We start from the raw sequence: 8,484 nt of genomic DNA on the forward strand, positions 1-8,484 counted from the left end.
GAGGGCGAGGCCTAGCGTCGATCCGAGCGCGGCCGGCCTCCGGCCCCGGCTCGGAAGTCCGGCCCAGGCCGGTGCGTCCCCCCTCATCCGCAGACCTTTTCCCCTGATCCCGCCGGCCAGACCCCGAGAAGCTGCCCGCATCGATCGTGATCCGGTTGCGCCGCGGGGTATCCGGCGGGCGGCGCCCCGGCATGGTCGCGGTGTGACGGAAGGCCAGACATGCCCATCGTGCTACCGGGTGGGGCGATATCTTTCGCGCAGAACGTTGATATCGGCCCGCGGTGCGCGGCCCGTGGTGGCGGCTCTGGAGAGGGGTACGGCGCCAACCTCTTGTCCTGACGCGCTCTCTTGCGCCGAACCGGCGTCCATTTCGGCGCAAGAGCGCTCCGGCCGCCCGGCGGCCACGATCGACGGCAGAGGCGCGGATTAAAATCGAGGAACAAAGATCCTTCCCCGGAGCTATCCCGAAAGCTGGGTAGGCCAGACGGGACTATCGAATGCGAATTCTTGCGATCGCATCATAGGTTGGTGCCGGTTGCCGGTGTATCATTTGATAAATATTCGGCGTTTCTGTCGCAACTGACGGGGTCGTGCGGCTGCTCATGAAAGATCTAGCCCTCATCACGGGAGGCGCGGGCTTCATCGGCCGGCATCTCGCAAGCGCGCTGCTGGCCCGCGGATACCGGGTTCGGGTTCTCGACAGCCTGATCGAGCAGGTGCACGGTGCCGGGGCCGTCCCCCGGGGGCTCGATCCCGCGGTGGACTTCGTGGCGGGCGACGTCCGGGACGCCGGCGCCGTGGCACGCGCGCTCGCCGGGGCGACCCACGTGGTCCACCTCGCGGCGGAGGTCGGTGTCGGCCAGAGCATGTACGCCGTCGAGCGCTACGTCTCGGTCAACGATTGCGGCACCGCGACCCTGTTCCAGGCGCTGATCGAGGCACCGGTCAAGCGCGTCGTCGTCGCCTCCTCCATGAGCATCTACGGCGAGGGGCTCTATCGCACGCATGGCGGCGCCACGATCGAGGATGCGGTGCGCAAACCCCGCAAGCCCGGCGAGCCCTGGGACCCGCTTGATGCGGAGGGCCGTCCGATGCGCCCGGTGCCGACGCCGGAGACCAAGCGCCCGGCGCTCGCCTCGGTCTACGCCCTGACGAAGTACATGCAGGAGCGCCTGACCCTGACGCTGGCGCCGGCCTACTGGACATCCGCCGCGTCGCCGGGCGCATCGGTGCCGAGATCCGCGGCGTCGCGCTCTCCGGCGACCTCGACGCCGCGACGGTCGCTGCGATCCGGCAGGCGCTGATCCGGCACAAGGTGGTCTTCTTCCGCGATCAGACCCTGGACGAGGCTGGTCACGAAGCCTTCGGGCGGCTTCTCGGAGATCTCGTCCCGCACCCGACCGTGCCCTCCCTCGACGGCACGGCGGGAACCCTCGACATCGACGGCAGCCGGGGCGAGCGTGCCAGCTCCTGGCACACCGACGTGACCTTCGTGCCGAACTATCCGGCGATCTCGATCCTCCGCGCGGTGACGCTTCCCGCCTATGGCGGCGATACGCTCTGGGCCAACACGGAAGCGGCCTATGCCGAGTTACCGGAAGCCCTGCGTGATCTCGCGGACCGGCTCTGGGCCGTGCACTCGAACGTCTACGACTACGTGGGCGGACGAGTGAACGTGTCCGATGCCGGACGGCGGCGGTACGACGAGGTCTTCACCCGCACCGTCTACGAGACCGAGCACCCATTGGTTCATGTCCATCCGGAAAGTGGCGAGCGCTCGCTGATCGTCGGCCATTTCATCCAGCGCATTCTCGGCCTGACGACCTCGGATTCTCAGCACCTGCTCGCGATCTTCCACGATCACGCGACGCGGCCCGAGAACACCGTCCGTTGGTCCTGGCGGCAGGGTGACGTGGCGATCTGGGACAACCGCGCGACGGTGCACCGGGCCGTGGACGACTATGACGACGAGCCCCGCGTGGTGCGGCGGGTGACGATCCAGGGCGTCGCTCCGGTCAGCACCGGCGGGAGACGCAGCCGGGCTCGCGACACGCAGACGGGCAAGGCTGCCTGAGGCCTGTCCCACAAGCGCTCCGCGAAGTCGCTGCCGCACGACCGTGGCGGGGCGGGCTCGCCCGTCCTCTCCGACTTATCGGCCGATGCTCATGGCGACACCAAAAATTCGTCTATAAATCATCCGCGCAGCAAAAGATAATACCTCCTTGTCGATGAAATGTAATATTTCCTCTCATTGACCGCACAGCATTCACAAGTCAAATCTCAATCTCGCTTTTGTGATCGCCATGCGTTGTTGCGGCACGGCGAGGCCAGAGAGAATCTGCATGCTTCTGTTGCGACGAAACTTCGTGTCGTATGGGCGGGCCGCCGCACTGATCGGCGGCATCGCGCTGACCGGCTTGCTGGCCGGACCGGCAGCCGCAGTGGAGGGCCAGCTGCGCATCGCCAAGCAGTTCGGCGTCGTCTACCTGCTCCTTAATGTCATCGAGGACCAGAAGCTCGTCGAGAAGCACGGCAAGGAATCCGGTCTCGATATTACGGTCGAGTACGTTCAGCTCTCCGGCGGCTCGGCCGTCAACGATGCGCTGCTCTCCGGCGCGGTCGATATCGGCGGCGCGGGCGTGGGGCCGCTCTTCACCCTGTGGGACCGCACCCGCGGGCGGCAGGGCGTGAAGGGCGTCGCCTCACTCGGAAACTTTCCCTACTACCTCGTCAGCAACCGTCCGGGGGTGAAGACCATCGCGGACTTCACCGATGCCGACCGCATTGCCGTGCCGGCGGTCGGCGTATCGGTCCAGTCGCGCATCTTGCAATGGGCGTCGGCCAAGCTCTGGGGCGACAAGGACTTCGCCAAGCTCGACAAGTTGACCGTCGCCATCCCGCACCCCGAGGCGACGGCGGCGATCGTCAAGGGCGGCACTGAGGTGACCGGCCACTTCGCCAATCCGCCCTTTCAAGATCAGGAACTCGCCGAGAACCCGAACGCCCACGTCGTTCTGAACTCCTACGACGTCCAAGGTGGCCCGTCCTCCTCGACGGTGCTGTACGCGACCGAGCGCTTCTACACGGAGAGCCCGAAGACCTACGCGGCCTTCGTCGAGGCCCTTGAAGAGGCGGCAAAGTTCGTCACGGCCAACCCCGAGAAGGCCGCCGACATCTACCTCAAGGCGACGAACAGCAAGCTCGACCGGGAATTGCTGCTCAAAGTGATCAGGAATCCGCAGGTCAGCTTCAAGATCGAGCCGCAGAACACCCTCGGCCTCGGCCAGTTCATGCACCGGGTCGGAGCGATCAAGACCGAGCCGAAGAGCCTGTCGGACTACTTCTTCGCCAGTCCGCGCACTGCCACCGGCAGCTGAGCAGGCGCATGACCCTCTCGGAAACAAGCGTCCGCGCCGTGCCGCCGGAGCCGGAGACGGCGGCTTGGAGCGGCCCGGCCATGGCGGCTCCCGCCCTGCCGGACCCACTCCTGCGCATCTCGGGCGTCAGCCTCGAATACCGCACTCCGGCGCGGGTCGTGCGCGCCACGCATCGCGTCAACCTCGACGTGTACGAAGCGGACCGCTTCGTGTTGCTCGGCCCATCGGGCTGTGGGAAGTCCACCCTGCTCAAAGCGGTGGCGGGTTTCATCTCGCCGGTGGAGGGCGATATCACCCTAGATGGCGTGCCGGTGCGGGGCCCGGGGCCGGACCGCATCGTCGTGTTCCAGGAGTTCGACCAGTTGCCGCCGTGGAAGACGGTGCTGCAGAACGTCACCTTCCCCTTACGCGCCTCCCGCCGCCTCGGCCGGCGCGAGGCCGCGCAGCGGGCGCGCCAGGTCATCGATAAGGTCGGCCTCACCCCCTTCGCCGACAGCTATCCGCATCAGCTCTCGGGGGGCATGAAGCAGCGCGTGGCCATCGCCCGGGCGCTCGCCATGCAGCCCCGGGTGCTGCTGATGGACGAACCCTTCGCGGCTCTGGACGCGCTGACCCGGCGCCGGATGCAGGAGGAATTACTGGCCCTCTGGGACGAGGTCCGCTTCACCCTGCTGTTCGTGACCCACTCCATCGAGGAGGCGCTGGTCGTCGGGAACCGGGTGGCGCTGCTTTCGCCCCATCCGGGGCGGGTGCGCAGCGAGATCAACAGCCACGCCTTCGATCTCACGAGCCTCGGGAGCCGCGACTTCCAGGCCGCCGCCCTGCGCCTCCACGAGCGCCTGTTCGAGGCTGACGGGAGCGCCGCATGACCGCGTTCGCCACGACGTCGCGCACACTTCCGCCAATCCGGCCAGAGGTCGACCAGGTTCTGCCGCCCTTCGTGGAGGCGCCCGTCACCCGCGCCCTGCCAGTTGGCGCGCGCCTGTGGCAGCAGGGCTGGCTGCGCAAGGCGCTGATCCTCGCGATCCTGGCAGCGGCCTGGGAGGGACTGGCGCGGGCCAAGGACAACGATCTCCTGCTGCCAAGCTTCACCGCGACCCTCTCCGCCCTCGCCGAGGGACTGGCCGACGGCGAGCTGATCGAGCGCGTGCGCATTTCCCTCGCCGTGCTGGCACAGGGCTACGCGATCGGCGCTCTCCTCGCCTTCGGGCTGACGACGCTTGCGGTCTCGACGCAGTTCGGCCGCGACCTGCTCTCGACCCTGACGGCGATGTTCAATCCGCTCCCGGCCATCGCGCTGCTGCCGCTGGCGCTGCTCTGGTTCGGGCTCGGCAACGGCAGCCTCGTCTTCGTGCTGGTCCACGCGGTCCTCTGGCCGCTGGCACTCAACACCTTCGCCGGGTTCCAGGGCGTGCCCGAGACCCTGCGGATGGCGGGCCGCAATTACGGACTGACCGGGCTGGCCTACGTCTGGCAGATCCTGATCCCGGCGGCGCTGCCGGCGATCCTGTCCGGCCTCAAGATCGGCTGGGCCTTTGCGTGGCGCACCCTGATCGCCGCCGAACTCGTATTCGGCGCGGCTTCCGGCAAGGGTGGCCTCGGCTGGTACATCTATCAGAACCGCAACGAGCTCTACACCGATCGGGTCTTCGCAGGCCTGCTCGTCGTGATCCTCATTGGCCTCTTCGTGGAGAACGTCGTGTTCGCCACCCTGGAGCGAGTGACGGTGCGGCGCTGGGGCGTCGTCCGCTGACGCAGGCATCCGATCCAAGCCCGGCGCATTTCCGCAAACCGTCATTCTGATCAGACTGTTCATGACCCAAAGTACCCTGAGCCTCGGTGCCTTCTTCTACGCGACGGGCCACCACATCGCCGGCTGGCGGCATCCGTCGAGCGAGGCGGATGGCGGGATCACCCTCTCACGCTATGTCGGCTGGGCGCAGAAGGCGGAAGCCGCCAAGTTCGACCTCGTGTTCCTCGAGGACGGAACCGGCATTCGCGACACCAACCTCCGGTCCAGCGAGCGAACGGCGCGTTCCACTCATTTCGAGCCGGTGACGCTGCTCTCGGCGCTCGCCGCCGTCACCCGCCGGATCGGCCTCGTGGCCACGACCTCCACGAGTTTCAACGAGCCCTACAACGTCGCCCGCCGCTTCGCCTCGCTCGACCATCTGAGTGGCGGCCGGGCGGGCTGGAACCTCGTCACCTCGGCAACCGACGCGGAGGCCGCCAACTTCGGAAACGATCGGATCGCGCAGCATGCCGACCGCTACGAGCGTGCCGAGGAATTCGTCGACGTGGTGCTCGGCCTCTGGAACACCTGGGACGACGACGCGGTGCTGATCGACCGCGCGAGCGGCCAGTTCTCGAAGCCGGACGGCTTCCGGCCGCTGGACCACCGGGGCAAGCATTTCGAGGTCCGCGGCCCCCTCAACATCTCGCGCTCGCCGCAGGGCCAGCCGGTTCTCGTCCAGGCCGGCTCGTCGGGTCCGGGCAAGGACCTCGCGGCCCGCACCGCCGAGATCGTCTTCACGGCCAACCAGACGCTCGACGAGGCCGTGGCGTTCTATGGGGATTTGAAGGCCCGGATGGCCGGTTTCGGCCGCGCGCCCGACGACCTGAAGGTGATGCCGGGGCTGTTCCCGGTGGTCGGGCGCACGGAGGCCGAGGCCCGTGCCAAATTCGAGGACTTGCAGGACCTGATCGATCCGGTGGTCGGGCTGGCGCTGCTGGAGCGTATGATCGGCGGCTTCGATCTCTCCGGCTTCGACCCGGACGGGCCGGTGCCCGAGTTGCCGGAGGCCAACGGGGCCAAATCCCGTCAGCAGTTGATGTTCGACCTCGCCCGCCGGGAGGGGTTGAGCCTTCGCCAGCTCTATCTGCGAATCGCCGGGGCACGCGGGCATTCGCAGATCGTGGGGACCCCCGCCCAGATCGTCGATGAGATGGAAGCTCGCTTTCGGGCAGGAGGTGCCGACGGGTTCAACATCATGCCGGCGACGTTGCCGGGAGGCCTCGACGACTTCATCGAACTCGTCCTGCCGGAGCTGCGGCGCCGTGGCCTGTTCCGGGAGGATTACGAGGGTCGGACGCTACGCGGGCACCTCGGCTCCCGCCCGCCGCCCGGTTTCGGCACGGACCGCTAGTCAGGGCTTCACATCTGGCCTCGGGTCCGAGACGAAGCCGTCCCGGTTCGGCATCTGGACGGCCGAGAGCGATCGGGCATCGAACACGGCGTCCTCGGGCGCGAGCCCGTTCAGGTGCAGGACGTAGCCCGAGACCGCATAAACGTCGTCGTCGCTGAGCGATTGCGGGGCGTTCATCGGCATCGCCCTGCGGATGTAGTCGAACAGAGTCGGCGCGTAGGGCCAGAAGCTGCCGACCGTCTTCACAGGCTTGGCGGAGGCGAGCGTGCCCAGGCCGCCGGCGAGCCTTTCCCCCGTGCCACCCTCGCCCCCGCTGCCGTGGCAGGAGGCGCATTGTGCCTCGAACACCGCGCGGCCATGGGCGACGCTGCCGGATCCTGGCGGAAGTTTCCGGCCGTCGCGGTCGATGTCGATGTTCCAGGCGGCGATCTCTGCCTCGGTCGCCGGGCGGCCGATTCCGAAGTGGTCTGCGCCGTGAGCCGCGCCGCGGATGCCGAACACGAGGAACGCGACAGCGAGCGCCCGGACTTTACGCGTAGCCATTGGCGACCTCCCCATCCGCCGCGATGCGCCACGGCACCACCGCGTTGTTATGGTAGAACGACTTGAGGCCGCGGACTGCCGTCAGATCCTCGAAGCTCGGCTGGACGTAGCCGGTCTCGTCGATGGCGCGGCTCGCGATGGTCGTCTGCTGGCCGTCCCAAGTCCAGGGCAGGCGGAAGCGGGTCAGCGCCCGGTTCAGGACCGGCTCCTGCAACGCCGCCTCCCGCCAGCTCTTGCCACCGTCCGTCGTGACCTGCACTCCGCGGATCCGGCCGCGCCCCGTCCATGCGAGGCCGGTGATCTCGTTAAAACCGGGGGTGATCCGCTGCGTGCCGGAGGGCCGGGTGATGATCGACTTCGCCTCCATGACGAAGGTGAACTGGCGAGCCGTGCCGTCCGGCATCAAGTCGGTGTACTTGGATGTTTCTTCGCGGGTGTAGCCGGGCTCGGCCGCGACGTTGAGGCGGCGCAGCCACTTCACGCTCATGTTGCCCTCGAAGCCGGGCAGGAACACGCGCAGGGGATAGCCCTGCTGCGGGCGCAGGCGCTCCCCGTTCTGGCTGTAGACCAGCAGCGCGTCATCGAGGCACTTCGCAATGGGGATGCTGCGGGTCATCGCGGCCGCGTCGGCGCCCTCGGCGACGACCCATTTTGCATCGGGCTTCAGCCCGGCCTCCCGCAGCACGGTCGCAAGGCGCACGCCCGTCCACTCGGCGCAACTGATGAGCCCGACGAGGTCCGAGGCCGTCTTGCCCTTGATCGCCTCGAAGCCCGGATTGCCCGAGCATTCGAGGAAGTAGATGTGCGACTCGCTCGGGAAGCGGCGGACGTCCTCCATGGTGAGAACGAGGGGGCGCTCCACAAGCCCGTGGATCATGAGCCGGTGCTGGGCGGGGTCGATGTCCGGGATGCCGCCGTGGTGGCGCTCGTAGAACAGCCCGTTCGGCGTGAGGATGCCGTCGAGATCCTGCAGCGGGGTGCGGGTGGAGGCCGAGGTGTACTGCTTGAGGCCCTTGGGGATGTTGCGGATGATCCCCGCCTCGAAGCGCGATGGCGTGCCGTAGGGCTGGCTGCCGGTATCGGCGCCGGGCGCCTTCATCCAGTCCGGGATGCCGGGCGGCGTCGCCTGCTCCGCGCGGGCTCCGCTGGCGGCCACTGCTCCCACCGCCGCGGCGCTCCGGACGAGAAAGCGCCGCCGGGCGTGCATCGTCATGTCATTATCGCTCATGGGGCATCACACTCATGATCAACTGGCGCTCTCCCACCGATAGTGGTGCAACATGGTGGCAACGCGGCTACCAGTGCCCGTCACCTCAGAGCCTGTTTGAGGTCCTCCGCCGGCCGTCCCCATCTGTCTCGTGTCACCAATACACGATCCGTCTGGCAGGACGGAGGAGAGAGCAGATGTGGACGGACCG

7 protein-coding genes and 1 pseudogene are annotated in these 8,484 nt (G+C 67.8%); 6 read left to right on the forward strand and 2 right to left on the reverse strand.

Annotation, left to right across the window (positions count from 1 at the left end):
• Positions 1 to 602: 602 nt before the first annotated feature.
• The 6 genes and pseudogenes from MFF56_RS31510 to MFF56_RS31535 all read left to right on the forward strand — a co-directional run.
• A pseudogene (locus MFF56_RS31510) lies at positions 603 to 1,199 on the forward strand (NAD-dependent epimerase/dehydratase family protein); the annotation flags it as partial.
• Complete coding sequence (locus MFF56_RS31515) at positions 1,199 to 2,074, forward strand: TauD/TfdA dioxygenase family protein (protein WP_066920504.1); 876 nt, start codon at positions 1,199 to 1,201, stop codon at positions 2,072 to 2,074. The pseudogene MFF56_RS31510 and the gene MFF56_RS31515, both read left to right, overlap by 1 nt.
• Before the next feature lie 268 nt (positions 2,075 to 2,342).
• Positions 2,343 to 3,377 (forward strand): ABC transporter substrate-binding protein, encoded by a 1,035-nt coding sequence (locus MFF56_RS31520; RefSeq protein WP_197430504.1) that lies wholly within the window; start codon positions 2,343 to 2,345, stop codon positions 3,375 to 3,377.
• An 80-nt stretch (positions 3,378 to 3,457) separates the two neighbouring features.
• Positions 3,458 to 4,246 (forward strand): ABC transporter ATP-binding protein, encoded by a 789-nt coding sequence (locus tag MFF56_RS31525; protein WP_238232162.1) that lies wholly within the window; start codon positions 3,458 to 3,460, stop codon positions 4,244 to 4,246.
• Positions 4,243 to 5,130, forward strand: a complete 888-nt coding sequence (locus MFF56_RS31530; protein WP_066920508.1) for an ABC transporter permease — start codon at positions 4,243 to 4,245, stop codon at positions 5,128 to 5,130. The genes MFF56_RS31525 and MFF56_RS31530 overlap by 4 nt, the downstream gene beginning before the upstream one ends.
• A 61-nt stretch (positions 5,131 to 5,191) precedes the next feature.
• On the forward strand, positions 5,192 to 6,523 hold the full coding sequence (locus MFF56_RS31535; RefSeq protein ID WP_066920510.1) for an LLM class flavin-dependent oxidoreductase: 1,332 nt from the start codon (positions 5,192 to 5,194) through the stop codon (positions 6,521 to 6,523).
• Here MFF56_RS31535 and MFF56_RS31540 read toward each other — a convergent pair whose 3' ends face one another.
• Together MFF56_RS31540 and soxC are read right to left on the reverse strand one after the other, a co-directional pair.
• Positions 6,524 to 7,066: a c-type cytochrome gene (locus tag MFF56_RS31540; protein ID WP_066920512.1), complete on the reverse strand. Its 543-nt coding sequence runs from the start codon at positions 7,064 to 7,066 to the stop codon at positions 6,524 to 6,526.
• Positions 7,053 to 8,279: a sulfite dehydrogenase gene (gene soxC / locus MFF56_RS31545; protein WP_373324253.1), complete on the reverse strand. Its 1,227-nt coding sequence runs from the start codon at positions 8,277 to 8,279 to the stop codon at positions 7,053 to 7,055. Before soxC ends, MFF56_RS31540 begins: the two co-directional genes overlap by 14 nt.
• Positions 8,280 to 8,484: the final 205 nt, after the last annotated feature.

Origin of the sequence: Methylobacterium hispanicum, from assembly GCF_022179285.1 — a bacterium.
GTDB lineage: Bacteria > Pseudomonadota > Alphaproteobacteria > Rhizobiales > Beijerinckiaceae > Methylobacterium > Methylobacterium hispanicum.